Origin of the sequence: Zobellella denitrificans, assembly GCF_002237365.1 — a bacterium.
Classification (GTDB): Bacteria; Pseudomonadota; Gammaproteobacteria; order Enterobacterales; family Aeromonadaceae; genus Oceanimonas; species Oceanimonas denitrificans.
Map to the genome: position 1 here is coordinate 1 of NZ_NMUO01000088.1, position 16,805 is coordinate 16,805.

The window sequence follows — 16,805 nt, forward strand, 5'->3', positions numbered from 1 at the left end:
TAGTGGGGAGGAGGATGCCGGGGCCGTCCGGGCGGCGGGAAGATGGGGATAATCGGAATCCGTTATGCTCGGTGCGGCGGTTTTCGTTTTTACCCCCTCACGGATAAGGATATGAACTATGGAAAAAGCAATGGGTAAGGTCGCCCTCGGTGTCTTGGCCGGCCTGATGATGTCATCCTCCGCCCTCGCCGCCATCGAAGAAGGGCGGTTGCTGATCTGGATTAACGGCGACAAAGGCTACAACGGTCTGGCCGAGGTGGGGCAGTGGTTCGAGCAGGAAACCGGGGTGCCAGTGCGGGTGGAGCATCCGGCCCAGTTGGAAGAACAGTATTCCCAGGTTGCCGCCTCCGGCGATGGCCCTGACATCATCTTCTGGGCCCACGACCGCTTCGGCGGCTACGCCCAGTCCGGCCTGCTGGCCGAAATCAACCCCAGCAAGGAACTGATCGACAAGCTGCACGAGTTTACCTGGGACGCGGTGAAGTACGACGGCAAATATATCGGCTACCCGGTGGCGGTTGAGGCCCTGTCGCTTATCTATAACAAGGACCTGCTGCCCGAGCCCCCCACCAGTTGGGAGGATATTCCGGAGCTGGACACTAAATTGCGTGCCCAGGGCAAGTCCGCCATCATGTGGAACCTGCAGGAACCCTACTTTACCTGGCCGATGATCGCTGCCGACGGCGGTTATGCCTTCCATTTCGACGGTGAACGTTACGATCCCAAGAATGTGGGGGTGAACAACGACGGTTCCCTGCGCGGCCTACAGACGCTGGTTGATCTGGTCAACAACAAGCATATTTCCGCCGACGTCGATTACTCCATCGCCGAGGCCGCCTTCAACAAGGGCGAAACCGCCATGACCATCAACGGTCCCTGGGCCTGGGCCAATATCGACAAGGCCGGCATCAACTACGGCGTGACCACCCTGCCCACCCTCAACGGCAAGCCTTCCAAGCCCTTTACCGGCATTCTCAGCGCCGGCATCAACGCGGCCAGCCCCAACAAGGAACTGGCGGAGGAGTTTCTGGAAAACTTCCTGCTGACCGATAAGGGCCTGGAGCAGGTCAACAATGACAAGCCGCTGGGTGCCGTGGCCCTGCGCTCCTACCAGAAGAAGCTGTCCAGCGATCCACGGATCAGCGCCACCATGGAGAACGCCATGAAGGGTGAAATCATGCCGAACATCCCGGAAATGGCCGGCTTCTGGTATGCCGAGCGCAGCGCCATCCTGAACGCCATCAACGGCCGCCAGGAAGTGAAGGCCGCGCTTGACGACGCCGCCGCCCGGATCACCGAGTAAGAAAAAACCGCCACCGGTCATGCCGGTGGCGGTCACTGTACCTTTTGAATCAAACGGGCATCCCGCCCAGGCACATCAACAGAGCAGTATCATGCAGTTATCAGAAACGACCACACTTCCCCCTAAATCCCCGGCGTGGCCGCCGTTATCCGCCTGGCTGAAATGGCTGTGCATCGGGGGCATCGGCCTTGTCAACGCCTGGCTGGTGATACTGATGTACGCCCAGGGGGAAATCCTCTTCGCCATGCTGACCCTGGTATTGGTGGGCAGCGGCCTCTATATATTCGCCAACCGGCGCAGTTACTCCTGGCGCTATGTCTACCCGGGGCTGGCGGGCATGGGCCTGTTCGTGCTGTTTCCGCTGCTGTGCACCATCGGCATCGCCTTTACCAACTACAGCGGCAAGAACCAGCTCACCCTGGAACGGGTACAGCAGGTGCTGCAACAACAACGCTTCCAGACCGGCAGGGACATGGGCTTTGCCCTCTACCAGGAAGACGAGGGCCAGTGGCGCCTGTGGCTGACCGATGACGCGAGCGGCGATCGCTACCTGAGCGATGCCTTCAGCCTGGCGGCCCCGCCCCAGGAACCCCTGGACATGAGCCCGGCCAGCGAGGCACCGGCCGGCGAGGCGGCGCCCCTGCGGGTGATCACCCAGAACCGGGCCGCGCTGGCCGCGCTGGCGGTGGCCCTGCCCGACGGTGAACTGCTCACCATGAGCTCGCTGCGCCGCTTTGCCGCCAGCGAGCCCGTCTATGTGCCGCAAGACGACTTTGTGCTGTTCAACCAGCGCACCGGCGAACGGCTGGCACCCAACTTCGACATCGGTTTTTACCAGCCCATCGACGATGGGGGCAACTTTGTGGGCGAGCCGGTCAGCCCCGGCTTTACCGTGGTTATCGGCTGGGATAACTTCCTGCGGGTGATCCAGGACAAGGGCATCCAGGGGCCCTTTATCTCCATCTTCATCTGGACGGTGCTGTTCTCCGGGCTCACCGTGTTTTTCACTCTGGCGGTGGGCATGGTGCTGGCCTGCCTGGTGCAATGGGAATCGCTCCGGGGCAAGGGCACCTACCGGTTGCTGCTGATCCTGCCCTATGCGGTGCCGGCCTTTATCTCCATCCTGATCTTCAAGGGCCTGTTCAACCAGAGCTTCGGTGAAATCAACATGCTGCTCTCGGGCCTGTTCGGCATCAGCCCCAGCTGGTTCACCGATCCGACCCTGGCCAGGACCATGCTGGTCATCGTCAATACCTGGCTGGGCTATCCCTACATGATGATACTGTGCATGGGGCTGCTGAAGGCCATTCCCGAGGATTTGTACGAAGCCTCGGCCATGGACGGCGCCGGCCCGCTGGACAACTTCCTGCGCATTACCCTGCCGCTGTTGCTGAGGCCGCTCACGCCCCTGTTGATTGCCAGCTTCGCCTTCAACTTCAACAACTTCGTCCTGATCCAGCTGTTGACCAACGGCCGTCCGGACATGATAGGCACCACCACCCCCGCCGGCTATACCGACCTGCTGGTGAGCTACACCTACCGCATCGCCTTCGAGGGCTCGGGTACCCAGGACTTCGGCCTGGCCGCCGCCATCGCCACCCTGATCTTCCTGCTGGTGGGCGCCCTGGCCGTGCTCAATATCAAGGCCAGCAAACTGGAACTAAGCGAGAAATAACCCAAGGAGCAATACCATGGCTATGGTAAGACCAAAATCGATGCGTTACCGGGTATGGGCCGCCCACGCGGGGCTTATCGCCTTTTGCGCCCTCATCATGTTTCCGTTGCTGGTGGTGGTGGCCATTTCCTTTCGCAGCGGCAACTACGCCACCGGCGAGCTTATTCCCAGCAACCCTTCGCTGGAACACTGGAAGCTGGCGCTCGGCATCGCCGTCAGCAACCCGGACGGCAGCCTGACGCAGCCGCCCTTTCCGGTGCTGCTGTGGCTGTGGAACTCGGTAAAAATCGCCGTTATCACGGCGCTCGGCATAGTGGCCCTGTCCACCACCTGTGCCTATGCCTTTGCCCGGCTGCGCTTTCGCGGCAAGGAAAGCCTGCTTAAGGGCATGCTGATCTTCCAGATGTTCCCGGCGGTGCTGTCGTTGGTGGCCCTCTATGCCCTGTTCGACCGTATCGGGCTTTATGTTCCCTTCCTGGGGCTCAACACCCACGGCGGGGTGATCTTCGCCTACCTGGGCGGCATTGCCCTGCACGTGTGGACCATCAAGGGCTATTTCGAAACCATTGATCGCTCCCTGGAGGAAGCGGCGGCCCTGGACGGCGCCACGCCCTGGCAGGCGTTCCGGCTGGTGCTGCTGCCGCTGTCGGTGCCCATTCTGGCGGTGGTGTTCATCCTTTCCTTTATCGCCGCCATCACCGAGGTACCGGTGGCCTCGCTGCTGCTGCGTAACGTGGAGAACTACACCCTGGCGGTGGGCATGCAGCAGTACCTCTATCCCCAGAACTACCTGTGGGGCGACTTCGCCGCCGCCGCCGTGCTCTCCGCCATTCCCATCACGGCGGTGTTTCTGCTGGCCCAGCGCTGGCTGGTGGGTGGCCTCACCGCCGGCGGCGTGAAGGGATAGGGCGGTATCGGCAGGGCGGGTCTTTTGGCCGGCGGTTACGGAATGGGCCGGCCGTCAATAAAACGGAAAGCCGGTCATTGACCGGCTTTTTGCTATTCGGGGGGAAGATCCCTGCCTCTGGGCCGACCCTTTCAGTTGCCGGCTTCGGCCTTTATCTGCCGGTTCTGATAAGGGGTGGCGGGCGCTTCGTCACCGTTCATCTCGCGCTCTATCTGTTCGCGCTCGCGGGCCTCGTCCTGCAGCGACTTTTTCGGCAGCAGCATGTTCAGGGTGAAGGCCACGCTGGCGGCCACGATCACCGGGGAACCTATCAGCATGCGGGCGGTGTCCGGTAACTGGGCGATGGCCTCGGGCACGGCGTTGATGCCCATGGCCATGGCGACCGACAGCGCCACTATGGTGATGTTGCGGGACGACAGCTCGTCCTTCACCAGCAGCTGGATGCCGGTCATGGTGATCATGCCGAATACGATGATGGTGGCGCCGCCCAGCACCGGATAGGGGATGGTGGTCATGGCGGCACCGAACTTGGGCAAGAGCCCCGCCAGGATCAGGAAGGCGGCGGCGATGCCCAGCACATAGCGGCTGATCACCTTGGTCATGGCGACGATGCCCACGTTCTGGCTGAAGGAGGCGGTGGGCAGGGCGCCGAAGATGGAGCCAACCAGGGTACAGAAGCCGTTGCCCAGCAGGCCGCCGGACAGTTCCTTGTCCTTCAGCTCCCGGTTCATGCCGCCGACCGTGGTGGCGGACAGATCCCCTATGGTCTGTACCGAGTTGACGATGCAGATCACCACCATGGAGATGACGGCGGAGGCGTGGAACTCGATGCCGAGCGCGAAGGGGGTGGGGACCATCACCCAGGGCGCCTCGTGCAGACGGGTAAAGTCCACCATGCCGAAGGAAAAGGCCATGGCGTAGCCCACCAATATGCCGCAGATGATGGCGGCCAGGCGCAGGTAACCCTTGGCGAACTGGGAGCAGCACAGCACCACCGCCAGGGTGGTCAGACCCACCAGCCAGTTCTGGCCGCTGCCGAAGCCCTCGGCGGCCACGTTGCCGCTGCCGGCCATGTACTTGATGGCGATGTCGTAGAGGGACAGGCCGATCACCAGCACCACGGTGCCGGCCACCACGGGCGGGAACAGGTGGCGGATCTGCTTGATAAAGATGCCCACCACTATCATGGCGACACCGCCGGCGATTTGTGCGCCCAAAATGCCGGGGACACCGTATACGGTACCGATGGCGATCAGGCTGGGCACATAGGCGAAACCCACCCCGAAGATGGTGGGTACGCCGGCGCCCAGGCGGCCGATCGGGTAGAGTTGCAGCAGGGTGGAAATGCCCGAGAACAGCAGGGCGACCTGTACCAGCATCATGGTTTCCTGGGCGTTGGCCCCGGCCACGCCGGCAACGATCAGCGGCGGGGTCACGGCCCCCATGATCATCGCCAGTATGTGCTGGAAGGAGAGTGGCAGCGCCTTGCCGAACGAAGGCTTGCCGTAGTAATCGAATACTGACTTGCTTTGACTGTGTTTCATTGCGAAAAGTCCCTGGGTATTGCTCGAGTGAGTTTTGGCTTCCCGCCCGCGCCCTTGTTGTGGGAGTTATCGCGCGGACAGGGCTGCAAACCACCGGGGTCGACTTCACGTCGCCGGCTGCACAATAGAACGCATCGGCGCTGTCCGCTGCCGTTTGTGTACACAAGCGGCAGGGCAGTCACGACCAGACGTCCATGTTTTATGGTTGATGTTTGTTATTCGCAGGCTGGTTAAACATCGGGGTTAATGTATACATTTTTGTAAACACTAAATCAACGTTTTGTTCTTTTTTGTGTGCAATTTTGACCCTTCGGTTGCAGATTCACAGTCCGGATTGTGTGCAGTCAGAAGATGCGACGGCGGATGCCGGTGCGCTCCAGGATCTTGACCGAAATTTCTTCCACCGAATGGTAGGTGGTGTCGATAAAGGGAATGGCCTCCATGCGGAACAGCTTTTCCACCTGGCCGAGTTCATAACGGCACTGCTCGATGTCGGCGTAGCGGCTGTCGGCCCGGCGCCGCTGGCGGATCTCCTGCAGCCGGCCGACGTCTATGGTCAGGCCGAACAGTTTGTGGCGGTTGGCCTTGAGCGCGGGGGGCAGGCTCAGCCGGCTCATGTCCTGGTCGATAAAGGGATAGTTGGCCACCCGGATACCGAACTGCAGCGCCAGGTACAGGCTGGTGGGGGTCTTGCCGCAGCGGGACACGCCCACCAGTATGATGTCGGCCTCGTCGTATTCCTTGGTGTTGACCCCGTCGTCGTTGTCGAGCGCATAGTTCACCGCATCGATACGGGCATCGTAATGCTGCTTGTTTTCCATGCCGTGGGTGCGGTGGGTGCGCGGCTCGGCCTTGACCCCCAGTTGCTGCTCGATGGGTGCTACGAAGGTATTGAGAAAGTCGTAACACATGGCGTCGCTCTCGGTGATGATGCGACGCAGGCGGTCGTCCACTATGGTGTGGAACACCAGCGGCTGCTTGCCGCTCTGGTGGTAGGCCTCGTTGATGCGGGCCTGCACCGCCCGGGCCTTGTCCTCGTCCTCCACGAAGGGAATGGTGAACTGCTCGAAGGGCAGGGGAAACTGGCTCAGCACCGCATGGCCGAACACCTCGGCTGTGATCGCCGTCCCATCAGAAACATAAAAAACCGTGTGCACAGGGCCTCCAGATCTCACTTTTAACATTTGTCCCAGGTAAAACGTTTACCTGATTTTTGGCACCATTGTAGAATCATTGTGTGTGCAGGCCCATCGTCGCAATCAAATAATAAAGGGCCGGAACAACGCACACAGCCCGCCGTGACATAGGGTGAGATACGGAAACCCCGAGAAACAACTTTTTTGGAGACGTGGCAGTGCAGGATTACGTGATTTGGTACGAACAACTCGGCATGCATGACGTGGACCGGGTTGGCGGCAAGAATGCCTCCCTGGGCGAGATGATAAGCCAACTGGCCGGCGCCGGCGTGTCGGTGCCCGGCGGCTTTGCCACCACCGCCTTTGCCTTTAACGAGTTTCTGGAGCAGAGCGGGCTCAACGCCCGTATCCACGACCTGCTGGACCAGCTGGACGTGGACAATATCGCCGCCCTGGGTGAGGCGGGACGCACCATCCGCCAGTGGGTGATCGACACCCCCTTCCAGCCGGAGCTGGAAACCGCCATTCAGCAGGCCTACGCCGAGCTGGCCGGCCAGGCCGGCAATGAAGCCTCCTTCGCGGTGCGCTCTTCCGCCACCGCCGAGGACATGCCCGACGCCTCCTTCGCCGGCCAGCAGGAAACCTTCCTCAACGTGCGCGGCCTGGACGCGGTGATGGTGGCCATCAAGCACGTGTTTGCCTCCCTGTTCAACGACCGCGCCATTTCCTACCGGGTGCACCAGGGCTACGACCACCGCGGCGTGGCCCTGTCCGCCGGCATCCAGCGCATGGTGCGCTCCGACATCGCCGCTTCCGGCGTCATGTTCACCCTGGACACCGAGTCCGGCTTCGATCAGGTGGTGTTCGTCACCTCCTCCTGGGGCCTGGGCGAGATGGTGGTGCAGGGGGCGGTCAACCCGGACGAATTCTATGTGCATAAACCGACCCTCAAGGCCGGCCGGCCGGCGGTGGTGCGCAAGACCTTAGGCTCCAAGCTGCAGAAAATGATCTACGCCAACGCCGAGGAGCACGGCAAGCAGGTGGAGATCAAGGAAACCAGCAAGGCAGAGCGCCGCCAGTTCTCGCTGACCAACGAGGAAGTGATGGAACTGTCCAAGCAGGCGCTGATCATCGAGCAGCACTACGGACGCCCGATGGACATCGAGTGGGCCAAGGACGGGGTCGACGGCAAGCTCTACATCGTCCAGGCGCGCCCGGAAACCGTGCGCAGTCGCCAGGACGCCAATGTGCTGGAGCGCTTCGCGCTCAATGAAAAGGGCCAGGTGGTGGCCGAGGGCCGGGCCATCGGCCACAAGATCGGCGCCGGCGTGGCCAAGGTCATCGACAGCATCGAGCAGATGGACGAGATCAAGGCCGGCGACGTGCTGGTGACCGACATGACCGACCCGGACTGGGAGCCGATCATGAAGCGGGCCGCCGCCATCGTTACCAACCGCGGTGGCCGTACCTGTCACGCCGCCATCATCGCCCGCGAGCTGGGCATTCCCGCCGTGGTGGGCTGTGGTGACGCCACCAGCCGCATCAAGGACGGCCAGGAGGTGACCGTGTCCTGCGCCGAGGGCGATACCGGCTATATCTACGACGGCAGGCTCGAGTTCAAGGTGGCCACCTCCGAGGTGGGCTCCATGCCCTTGGCGCCGGTGAAGGTGATGATGAACGTGGGCAACCCGGACCGGGCCTTCGACTTCGCCCAGCTGCCCAACGCGGGCGTGGGCCTGGCGCGGCTCGAATTTATCATCAACCGCATGATCGGCGTCCATCCCAAGGCGCTGCTGGAGTACGATCGCCAGAGCCCCGAGCTCAAGCTCAAGATCGACGAGATGATCGCCGGCTACGACAGCCCGCGCGAATTCTTCGTGGCCAAGCTGACCGAGGGCGTCGCCACCCTGGCCGCCGCCTTCTGGCCGGAGCGGGTCATAGTGCGGCTGTCCGACTTCAAGTCCAACGAGTATGCCAACCTGCTGGGCGGTGATGCCTACGAGCCGGACGAGGAAAACCCCATGCTGGGCTTCCGCGGCGCCTCCCGCTATATCTCCGAGGACTTCCGCGACTGCTTCGCCATGGAGTGCGAGGCGATGAAGCGGGTACGGGGCGACATGGGCCTGACCAACGTCGAGATCATGATCCCCTTCGTGCGCACCCTGTCCGAGGCGGCCTCGGTCATCGACATCCTGGCCGAGAACGGGCTCAAGCGCGGCGAAGCCGGGCTCAAGGTGATCATGATGTGCGAACTGCCCTCCAACGCCCTGCTGGCGGACAAGTTCCTGGCCTACTTCGACGGCTTCTCCATCGGCTCCAACGACATGACCCAGCTTACCCTGGGCCTGGATCGGGACTCGGGCCTGGTGGCCGGCTCCTTCGATGAGCGGGACGAGGCGGTGAAGGCGCTGCTGTCCATGGCCATCCAGGCGGCGCGCAAGGCCGGCAAGTACGTGGGCATCTGCGGGCAGGGGCCCTCGGATCACGCCGACTTCGCCGCCTGGCTGGTGGAGCAGGGCATCGACTCCGTGTCCCTCAACCCGGACACCGTGATCGACACCTGGCTGTACCTGGCCGAGCAGTTCGGCGAGAAATAAGCCGGCTCGGTTATCCTGTAAAGGGCGCCGCGGCGCCCTTTGCTTTTTCTCCGTCCACCGGCTCCGGATGGCAATACTCCTCCAGATAATGGTGGACAAGGCCGATCCGGTCGTTAAAATGGCCTCCGCATTACCCCCCCGGTCGCAGCCTACCCGGACAAAACAAGGACACAATATGAACGCCTTACTGATCTGCTCCGGCGGATTCGACTCCGTGACCCTGGCCCATCGGCTGGCGGCGGAGCAGTCCCTCGGCGCCTTGCTGACCTTCGACTACGGTCAGCGCCACAAGAAAGAAATCGACGCCGCCCGCCGCTGTGCCGAACGACTCGCGGTGCCCCACCTGGTGATGGACATCGGCCATATCGGCCGCCAGCTGTCCGGCTCGGCCCTGACCGACGACATCGAGGTGCCCCACGGCCACTACAGCGAAGAGAACATGAAGGTGACGGTGGTGCCCAACCGCAACGCCATCATGCTCACCATCGCCTTCGGCGTGGCCGCCGCCCGCGGCCTCGACACCGTGGCCCTGGCGGTGCACGGCGGCGATCACTTTATCTATCCCGACTGCCGGCCCGACTTTATCCGCCTGTTCGGCGAGATGCAGGCCCGCGCCCTCGAGGGCGTGGCCGAGGTGGCGTTGCTGGCCCCCTATGTGAATACCGACAAGACCGAGATTGCCCGGGACACGGCGCGCTTCAATGTGCCGGTGGCCGATACCTGGTCCTGCTACGAAGGCGGCGACCTCCATTGCGGCCGCTGCGGCACCTGCGTGGAGCGCATCGAGGCCATGGCCCTGGCCGGGGTGGCCGATCCCACCCCCTATAAAGACGAGCAGTACTGGCGGGAAGCGGTGGCGAGGGTGAACGCATGTACACCATAAAGAAAGAGTTTCATTTTTCCGCCTCCCACCAGCTGAAGCAGATGCCCGACTGGCATCCCTGCGCCCGGCTGCACGGCCACAACTACGTGGTGGTGCTCGAGTTGCAGAGCGAGACCCTCGACCAGTACGGCTTTGTGCGCGATTACCTGGAGCTCAAGGCGTTCAAGGACTATATCGACGAGCGCCTGGATCACCGCCACCTCAACGAGGTGCTGGGGGACGAGTGCACCACCGCCGAGCGCCTGGCCTGCCACCTGTATGACTGGGCCCGGGCCCGCTGGCCCGAGGTGAGCGCGGTTCTGGTCTCGGAAACGCCCAAAACCTGGGCGGAGTACCGGCCGTGATCGCCATCAGCGAAATCTTCGGCCCCACCATCCAGGGAGAGGGGGCGCTGATTGGGGTGCCCACGGTGTTCGTGCGCACCGGCGGCTGTGACTTTCGTTGCAGCTGGTGCGACACCCTCTATGCGGTGGAGCCGCGCTTCAAGGCCGACTGGCAACCCATGGACGCCTCGGCCATACTGGCCGAGGTGAACCGGCTGAGCGGCGGCGCGCCCCTGCTGGTGACCCTCTCCGGCGGCAATCCGGCGCTGCAGCCGCTCGATGCCTTGCTGGCGTTGGGCCACCAGCAGGGCCATACCTTCGCCATGGAAACCCAGGGCAGCAAGGCGCAGCCCTGGTTCGGGATGCTTGATCACCTGACGCTCAGTCCCAAGCCGCCGTCCTCGGGCATGGCCTTCAACCGGGAGCGGTTCGAGGCCTGCCTCGCCGCCGCCGGGGCCGATACCCAGGTCAGCCTCAAGCTGGTGATCGCCGACGAGGCGGACTACCGCTGGGCCAGGGCCCTGGCGGACGACTACCCGCAACTGCCCCTTTACCTGCAGCCCTGCAACCCGGCGCCGGCCACCCCGGAGCAGCCGGAGCGGGAAACCGATACCCAGGAGCTCAATGCCCGGCTGCGCTGGCTGGTCGACAAGGTCACCGGCGATCGCTGGTACCGGGCCCGGGTGCTGCCGCAGCTGCATGTGCTGATCTGGAATAACGAGCGGGGCGTCTAGGCCGGCCCTTTGCCGCATACCGGGCAGTCCGGCGCCTTGGGCAGGGCCAGCTCCCGGGTGCTGAGGGTCATGCCGTCCACCAGCAGCAGCTTGCCGCGCGGTGAGCGGCCCATATGGGCCAGCAGCTTGACCGCCTCCAGCGCCTGCAGGGCGCCCATCACCCCCACCATGGGGGCCAGCACCCCGGCTTCCACGCAACTCAGCACGCCGCCGCCCATCAGCCGGGACAGGCAGGCATAGCAGGGTTCGTCCTCGCCATAGGTGAACACCGACAACTGCCCTTCCATGCGGATCACCGCCGCCGACACCAGGGGTACCCGGGCCTCGAAGCAGAGGCGATTGACCAGCTGGCGGGTGTCCAGGTTGTCGGTGCCGTCCAGCACCAGCTGGTGCTGCGGCAGCAGGCTACGCAGCAGCGCCTCGTCGGCCCGGGCGGCATGGGTGGCCACCTCCAGCCAGGGATTGGCGGCGCGCAGGCTGTCGGCCGCCGAGTCCACCTTGAGCCGGCCCAGATCCGCGTCCTGGTGCAGCACCTGGCGCTGCAGGTTGGACAGCTCCACCACGTCATCATCCACCAGGGTGAGCCGGCCCACGCCGGCCACCGCCAGGTATTGGGCGGCGGCGCAACCCAGGCCGCCGGCGCCGATCACCAGCACGGCGGCATTCTTCAGCGCCTCCTGGCCCTCGATATCGAACTGGCGCAGCACTATCTGGCGGTTATAGCGCAGCCATTCCTGATCACTGAGTTCCTTCATCACCAGTACAGCCCGTCGATAAGCTCCAGGGTGACCAGCTCCCCTTCGGCCACGTTGCCCCTGTCCTGCTCCAGGTGCAGCAGGCAGTTGGCCTCGGCCATGGCGCTGTACACCGCCGAGCTCTGGGAGCCGGCGGCCACCACCCCCAGGCTGCCGTCGGGCTGGGTGCTGACGATGCCGCGCTGAAAGTCCATGCGCCCCGGGCTTTTCCTGAACGGCATCAGCGCCCGGGCCTGCAGCAGCGGGGTGGGTGCGAGGCGCTCGCCGGCCAGGCGGGCGAGGGCGGGGCGCACCAGCAGGTGGAAGGTGACGGCGGCGGATACCGGGTTGCCGGGCAGGCCGAAGAAGGCGCAGTTGCCGATATGGCCGAAGGCGAAGGGCTTGCCCGGCTTGATGGCCAGCTTCCAGAAGCCGATCCGGCCCACCTCTTCCAGCACCTGTTTGGTGTAGTCCGCGTCCCCCACCGAGACGCCGCCGGAGGTGATCAGCGCATCGGCCTCCCGCGCGGCCTTGAGAAAATGCTCACGGATCAGTTCGGGGTCGTCGGCCAGGATGCCGTAGTCGAGCACCCGGATGCCGAGCCGCTCCAGCATGGCGCGCACCCCGATGCGGTTGGAGTCGTAGATATCGCCGGGGGCGAGCAGTTCGCCCGGGTTTTTCAGTTCGTCGCCGGTGGACAGCAGGGCCAGGGTCAGCGGACGGCGCACGCAGATCTGCTCCAGCCCCAGGGACGCCAGCACCGACAGCACCCGGGCGTTGATACGGGTGCCGGCGTCGAACACCACTTCGCCCTGGGCCAGATCCTCGGCGGGAAGGCGCACGTGCTGGCCTGTTTTCACCGGCCCACAAGGATAAACGACGTTGTGCTCGGAGCGGCAGTTTTCCTGCATCACCACGCTGTCGGCACCGAGCGGCAGGGCGGCGCCGGTCATGATGCGCACGCACTCGCCGGGGCCGACCCGGCCGCCGAAGGGATGGCCGGCCAGGCTGGTGCCGACCAGCTGCAGGCCCTGGCCCTCGACCAGATCCTCGGCGCGCAGGGCGTAGCCGTCCATCGCCGAGTTGGCGAAGGAGGGCACGTCGATGGGGGAGCTGACGGCCTCGGCCAGGATGTGGTTCAGGGCCTGCTCGAGGGGAATGATGTCGGTGGCGGCGATCGCCTCGAGCCGGCTCAGCATGTCGTTCTTGGCATCGAGATAGGGGCGCAGGCCAGGTTGGCTGCAGCAGTCGATAATGGCCATATATAAGTTACCTGGGTTGATCGGCGTGGGGATGATTCTTTCAGATTAAAACATTTTTTAACATATTTCTTGGCGTTTCCGCGATGCGAATCCGTCATTCACAGCGGGCGCTAAATGAACTACCATTCCAACAGTTTTTTTTTCCGTATTTCAACTCTCCCACGGAGATAGCCATGACCGCTTTGAGTGATGCCGCCATCCGGGTTCGTTCCGCCCTGGAGGCCCGAGGACTGGAGACCCCGATGCGGGGCAACAACCTGACCCTGGAGGAAAAACAGTCCCGCATCACCGGGCTGATGACCGAGATGATGGATGTGCTGGGGCTGGATCTGGAAGACGACAGCCTGGCCGAAACCCCCGAGCGGATTGCCAAGATGTATGTCCGGGAGATCTTTTCCGGCCTAGACTATGCCCATTTCCCCAAGATTACCTTGATCGACAACAAGATGAAGGTGGACGAAATGGTCCAGGTGCGGGACATCACCCTCACCAGCACCTGCGAGCACCACTTTGTGACCATAGACGGTACCGCCACCGTGGCCTACATTCCCCGCGGCAAGGTGATCGGCCTGTCCAAGATCAACCGCATAGTGCAGTTTTTCGCCCGCCGGCCCCAGGTGCAGGAGCGGCTGAACCAGCAGATACTGGTAGCGCTGCAGACCCTGCTGGAGTCGGACGACGTGGCGGTCAGCATCACCGCCACCCATTATTGCGTCAAGGCGCGCGGGGTGATGGACGCCACCAGCACCACCACCACCACTTCCCTCGGCGGCATCTTCAAGAGCCGGCCCGATACCCGCCAGGAATTTCTGAGCGGCGTGGTGCGCTGACGCGCTGGCGGTAGATGCCGCTGTGGCTGTCGCGTAGATGCCGCTGCAGGTGCCGCTCTGTAGGTGCCGCTGTAGGTGCCGCTTTAGCTGGCACCATAGGCCGGCGGAAGAAAACGCGCCGGGCTGTCAGGCTCCCCGCCGTTTACAAGTGTGCGCCACCTAAACGGGCGGCTACAGGAGGAGCGCCGACTTGGTGGCTTTTTAAACTGAGCGGTGCTCCAGCTAGTGCTTGAAGCAGTCCTCCATATAGTCCACAAAGCACTTGACCCTGCCGGGCAGGAAATGCCGGTGCGGATACACCAGGTTCAGGGTGAGTGCCGGCAACTGGAACTCTTCCAGCAGGGGCACCAGCTCTCCTTTCGCCAGATAATCCTCCACGATGAACAGGGGCTGCATGATGATGCCCATGCCCTGGCTGGCCGCCAGCGCCAGGGCGCGGCCGGTGTTGGCCCGCATCACCCCCTTGGGCCGGATGTGGTAGCTGTGTCCCTGGCGGCGATACAGCCACTGGGGATCGCTCAGGGTGTAGAGCAGGCAGTTGTGCTCCGCAAGCTGCTCCGGATGGGTGGGGGTGCCGTGCCGGGCCAGGTAGTCGGGGGCGGCGCAGGTCAGCAGTGTCACCTGGGCCAGGGGCCGGGCGATCAGCGACGAATCCGCCAGGGTGCCGATGCGCAGGGCCAGATCGAAGTTTTCCTCCACCAGGGCCACCAGCCGGTCGCTGTACTCCAGGTCGAGCTGGATATCCGGATAGCGCCGGTTGAACTCCGCCAGCAGGGGCGCCACCTTGAGGTTGCCGAAATCCATGGGCACCGAGATGCGGATGCGCCCGCTGGGCTGGCGACCGTGATCGGAGATCAGGGCGTTGGCCTGCTCCAGCTCGGCCAGTATGGCGTGGCAGCGCTCGTAGTAGAGGTGGCCGGCCTCGGTGACGCTGACCCGGCGGGTGGTGCGCATCAGCAGCCGGGCGTTGAGGTGCTGCTCGAGCAGGCCGATTTGTTTGGAGACCATGGCCACCGACAGCTCCAGCTGTTGGGCGGCCCTGGTGAAGCTTTGCAGCTCGACCACCTTGCAGAACACCCGGATGGCGGACAGCTGATCCATCGTTTTTTCCTCTCGTTATTGATTGTGTCCTTGGTTGCGGAGGCATTGGCTGTTTTTTGTGATGCATCCGTTGCTTTTTCCGCCTTTCTCCGCGGTGCCTCTCTCTTGATCCCGTCCAGGACACGGATGACAGTGATATTAAAATACGCCATGCAAAAATGTTAATAATTCATTTTATTCATGGTTCCCCGGCCGATAGAGTGAAGCTGTCGATGCAAGCGGCGATGCGGCTCGGGTTTTATTAGGCTGGAACCCGGCCGTCCCTGGGTGCTTGCATGGGCACATGCCCTTTAGGGATCTGAAGTTGTTTTGCCGAGCTGGTCCCAAGCCGGCGCGCAAGCGCCGGTATTTTTTCCCATCCTTATGTCCCCGCACACTATGCTTTTAGCGATACTTCTATCCCCTGGTGACTGACGCTGCTGATCACAGCATAGTATTGTTTACTAATGGTTGATAATGTTTTATTTCAGGCGAGATTGTTCTCCCCTGCCGGGGATCTTACTATCGAGCACGAACAGAAACCTGCGAATGATACGCAGCATGCCAATAATGACGGAGATCGTTATGAAAACCACCGCAACCCTGTTGTTCTCTTCCCTGCTGCTGGCAGGTCCCGCCCTGGCCGCCGACTACAAGGTCGATCCGGCCCACACCACAGTGGTGTTCGAGGTGGGACACCTTCAGGTCAGCACCCTGCTGGGCCGCTTCAACGAGTTCGAGGGCGATTATCATTTCGACGGTGACAACCCCGGCGCGGCCAAGGCCCGTTTCACCATCCAGGCCGAGAGCATCGACACCAACCACGAAGACCGTGACAAGCACCTGCGCAGCCCCGATTTCTTCGACGTGCGCCAGTACCCGACCCTGGATTTCGAAAGCACCGGCTACGAGGGCGACAAGGACGGCGGCAAGCTTGCGGGCAACCTGACCGTGCACGGTGTGACCAAGCCGGTGACCTTCGACGTGCAGTTTATCGGTGAAGGTGACGATCCCTGGGGCGGTTACCGCAACGGCTTCAATGCCCAGGCCGAGATCAAGCGCAGCGACTTCGGCATGAGCTACGGCCTGCCCGGGGTGGGCGACGACATCACCATCCGGCTGTTTGTCGAAGGTATCCGCCAGTAACCGAAGGAGGCTGTCATGGGCTTGGATCTGCTGATTCAAACCCTGCTGCCGGCCGCAATAGCGGGCGCCATCGGATGGTGGCGCCCGTCGTTGTTCTGGTGGGCTGCGGGGCTGGCGGTATGGGCGACCCTGGGATGGGCGGCGCACTGGTATTTCTGGCCGAGCCGGGGTATCCACTGGCTGCCGGTGGTGTTCTGGGCGGTGGCCCTGGCGGGGCTGGTGCCCGCGACCACAGGGCGGCTGCTGCGCCTGGGGCTGGCTGGCGGTGTGTTCCTGTTGGCCCTGTGGCCGCTGCTGCCCCGCTATCCCGAGGCCATCATCGGCCTGCTGGCCTTCTTGCTGTGGCAGGGTTGGCGGGAATGGCGCCCAGGCCCTGGCGTCGGGATCGGCTTCGTGGCCGGCGCGGCCATGTTCACCCTGGTGGTGGCCATCGGCGGCAGCGTGCTGCTGGCCCAGGCCGGGGGCGCCCTGGCGGTGCTGGCCGGCTTCCTCTGGCTGGCCGGACTGAGCCGGGGGCTGCCCGACAGGGAGATGACCGCCGGCTACGTGCTCTGGCTCGCCCTGTGCTGGCAGTTCATCCCCCTGGATTGGTGGGTGGTGGCGCTGGCGCTGGTGCCGCCCCTGGTGGATCAGGGCTTGCGCGGCCGGGGG

The 16,805-nt window shown here is 63.4% G+C and carries 15 protein-coding genes; 10 read left to right on the top strand and 5 right to left on the bottom strand.

What is annotated here, in order from left to right; translation table 11 throughout:
- Window positions 1-118: 118 nt before the first annotated feature.
- The 3 genes from malE to malG all read left to right on the top strand — a co-directional run bounded on the left by malE (window position 119) and on the right by malG (window position 3,885).
- Window positions 119-1,303, top strand: coding sequence for a maltose/maltodextrin ABC transporter substrate-binding protein MalE (gene malE, locus CGX12_RS15645; RefSeq protein ID WP_094040785.1), 1,185 nt, complete (start codon window positions 119-121; stop codon window positions 1,301-1,303).
- Window positions 1,304-1,394: 91 nt separating this feature from the next.
- Window positions 1,395-2,978, top strand: coding sequence for a maltose ABC transporter permease MalF (malF, locus tag CGX12_RS15650; protein WP_094040786.1), 1,584 nt, complete (start codon window positions 1,395-1,397; stop codon window positions 2,976-2,978).
- Window positions 2,979-2,994: 16 nt separating this feature from the next.
- Entirely contained in the window at window positions 2,995-3,885 is an 891-nt protein-coding gene (gene malG, locus CGX12_RS15655) for a maltose ABC transporter permease MalG (RefSeq protein WP_094040787.1), read from the top strand.
- A gap of 131 nt (window positions 3,886-4,016) precedes the next feature.
- On the opposite strand, the gene CGX12_RS15660 is transcribed toward malG, so the two are convergent.
- Both CGX12_RS15660 and ppsR read right to left on the bottom strand, forming a co-directional pair.
- Complete coding sequence (locus CGX12_RS15660) at window positions 4,017-5,429, bottom strand: uracil-xanthine permease family protein (protein ID WP_094040788.1); 1,413 nt, start codon at window positions 5,427-5,429, stop codon at window positions 4,017-4,019.
- Window positions 5,430-5,773: 344 nt separating this feature from the next.
- Window positions 5,774-6,586 (bottom strand): posphoenolpyruvate synthetase regulatory kinase/phosphorylase PpsR, encoded by an 813-nt coding sequence (gene ppsR, locus CGX12_RS15665; protein ID WP_094040789.1) that lies wholly within the window; start codon window positions 6,584-6,586, stop codon window positions 5,774-5,776.
- Between the two features lie 197 nt (window positions 6,587-6,783).
- Here ppsR and ppsA point away from each other — a divergent pair, with 197 nt between their 5' ends.
- The 4 genes from ppsA (at window position 6,784) to queE (ending at window position 11,102) form a co-directional block, all read left to right on the top strand.
- Window positions 6,784-9,162 (top strand): phosphoenolpyruvate synthase, encoded by a 2,379-nt coding sequence (gene ppsA / locus CGX12_RS15670; RefSeq protein WP_094040790.1) that lies wholly within the window; start codon window positions 6,784-6,786, stop codon window positions 9,160-9,162.
- A gap of 175 nt (window positions 9,163-9,337) precedes the next feature.
- Entirely contained in the window at window positions 9,338-10,045 is a 708-nt protein-coding gene (queC, locus tag CGX12_RS15675) for a 7-cyano-7-deazaguanine synthase QueC (protein WP_094040791.1), read from the top strand.
- Window positions 10,033-10,389 (top strand): 6-pyruvoyl trahydropterin synthase family protein, encoded by a 357-nt coding sequence (locus tag CGX12_RS15680; RefSeq protein WP_094040792.1) that lies wholly within the window; start codon window positions 10,033-10,035, stop codon window positions 10,387-10,389. Before queC ends, CGX12_RS15680 begins: the two co-directional genes overlap by 13 nt.
- A complete protein-coding gene (gene queE / locus CGX12_RS15685) occupies window positions 10,386-11,102 on the top strand; it encodes a 7-carboxy-7-deazaguanine synthase QueE (protein WP_094040793.1) in 717 nt (238 codons plus the stop codon). The genes CGX12_RS15680 and queE overlap by 4 nt, the downstream gene beginning before the upstream one ends.
- On the opposite strand, the gene CGX12_RS15690 is transcribed toward queE, so the two are convergent.
- On the bottom strand, window positions 11,099-11,857 hold the full coding sequence (locus CGX12_RS15690) for a molybdopterin-synthase adenylyltransferase MoeB (RefSeq protein ID WP_094040794.1): 759 nt from the start codon (window positions 11,855-11,857) through the stop codon (window positions 11,099-11,101). The two genes, queE and CGX12_RS15690, sit on opposite strands and share 4 nt — an antisense overlap.
- Complete coding sequence (moeA, locus tag CGX12_RS15695; protein ID WP_176442088.1) at window positions 11,857-13,098, bottom strand: molybdopterin molybdotransferase MoeA; 1,242 nt, start codon at window positions 13,096-13,098, stop codon at window positions 11,857-11,859. The genes CGX12_RS15690 and moeA overlap by 1 nt, the downstream gene beginning before the upstream one ends.
- 173 nt (window positions 13,099-13,271) lie before the next feature.
- On the opposite strand from moeA, the gene folE reads away from it, so the two are divergent.
- The gene (gene folE / locus CGX12_RS15700) at window positions 13,272-13,928 is read left to right on the top strand and encodes a GTP cyclohydrolase I FolE (RefSeq protein WP_094040795.1); all 657 of its coding nucleotides are present in this window, start codon (window positions 13,272-13,274) and stop codon (window positions 13,926-13,928) included.
- Window positions 13,929-14,150: 222 nt separating this feature from the next.
- Here folE and CGX12_RS15705 read toward each other — a convergent pair whose 3' ends face one another.
- Window positions 14,151-15,029: a LysR family transcriptional regulator gene (locus CGX12_RS15705; RefSeq protein ID WP_094040796.1), complete on the bottom strand. Its 879-nt coding sequence runs from the start codon at window positions 15,027-15,029 to the stop codon at window positions 14,151-14,153.
- A 564-nt stretch (window positions 15,030-15,593) separates the two neighbouring features.
- Here CGX12_RS15705 and CGX12_RS15710 point away from each other — a divergent pair.
- Complete coding sequence (locus CGX12_RS15710; RefSeq protein ID WP_094040797.1) at window positions 15,594-16,154, top strand: YceI family protein; 561 nt, start codon at window positions 15,594-15,596, stop codon at window positions 16,152-16,154.
- 15 nt (window positions 16,155-16,169) lie between these two features.
- Window positions 16,170-16,805, top strand: a 636-nt coding sequence (locus tag CGX12_RS15715; RefSeq protein ID WP_094040798.1) for a hypothetical protein, incomplete at its 3' end; no start/stop codon positions are given.

Coding starts and splice junctions, on each gene's coding strand:
- malE (WP_094040785.1), top strand. CDS start 119: ATGGAAAAAGCAATGGGTAAGGTCGCCCTCGGTGTCTTGGCCGGCCTG.
- malF (WP_094040786.1), top strand. CDS start 1,395: ATGCAGTTATCAGAAACGACCACACTTCCCCCTAAATCCCCGGCGTGG.
- malG (WP_094040787.1), top strand. CDS start 2,995: ATGGCTATGGTAAGACCAAAATCGATGCGTTACCGGGTATGGGCCGCC.
- CGX12_RS15660 (WP_094040788.1), bottom strand. CDS start 5,429: ATGAAACACAGTCAAAGCAAGTCAGTATTCGATTACTACGGCAAGCCT.
- queC (WP_094040791.1), top strand. CDS start 9,338: ATGAACGCCTTACTGATCTGCTCCGGCGGATTCGACTCCGTGACCCTG.
- CGX12_RS15680 (WP_094040792.1), top strand. CDS start 10,033: ATGTACACCATAAAGAAAGAGTTTCATTTTTCCGCCTCCCACCAGCTG.
- CGX12_RS15690 (WP_094040794.1), bottom strand. CDS start 11,857: ATGAAGGAACTCAGTGATCAGGAATGGCTGCGCTATAACCGCCAGATA.
- moeA (WP_176442088.1), bottom strand. CDS start 13,098: ATGGCCATTATCGACTGCTGCAGCCAACCTGGCCTGCGCCCCTATCTC.
- folE (WP_094040795.1), top strand. CDS start 13,272: ATGACCGCTTTGAGTGATGCCGCCATCCGGGTTCGTTCCGCCCTGGAG.
- CGX12_RS15705 (WP_094040796.1), bottom strand. CDS start 15,029: ATGGATCAGCTGTCCGCCATCCGGGTGTTCTGCAAGGTGGTCGAGCTG.
- CGX12_RS15710 (WP_094040797.1), top strand. CDS start 15,594: ATGAAAACCACCGCAACCCTGTTGTTCTCTTCCCTGCTGCTGGCAGGT.